Genomic DNA, 519 nt, shown 5'->3' on the forward strand with positions numbered 1-519 from the left:
GGGTACTGATGTAAGTAAGCGTAATCAATTGACTTATCATATAAAGCTAATACCGATATTGATCAGACCACCGCCCAGTATTAACCAGCCAAACATCACCGCTCCTAAAATCAAAGGTTTGACACCAGCTTGCTTAATCGCGCTTAGGTGAGTAGTCAAACCTAGCGCAAACATCGCCATTGTCAGCAATATATCATCTAGCATAATCATGCTTTGCTCAATACTTTTAGACATCGGTATCCAAGTATGCAATAAGACAATACCGATAAAAATAAACGCAAACCATGGCACTTTGACTTGTTTGACGCGGGTCATAAATGACGCTGTCTCGTTTTTACTACCCTCATCTTCTATAGCGGCATTATCTACGGTGCAATCTTTGGTGAGCGCAAACGATAATACGAGCAAGAAAGGCGCGAGCATCATAACGCGTATCATTTTGGTTACGACCGCAGTATCGCCAATCTCGTTATTGATTGCATTGCCTGCGACCACGACTTGCGCCACCTCATGCACGGT

The 519-nt window shown here is 43.4% G+C and carries 1 protein-coding gene; it reads right to left on the minus strand.

What is annotated here, in order from left to right:
• Positions 1-36: 36 nt before the first annotated feature.
• The coding region (locus ACS8FC_RS20865) for a YeiH family protein (RefSeq protein WP_439298188.1) at positions 37-519 on the minus strand (483 nt) is incomplete at its 5' end.

It is taken from the genome of Psychrobacter sp. 1Y4 (assembly GCF_051847555.1).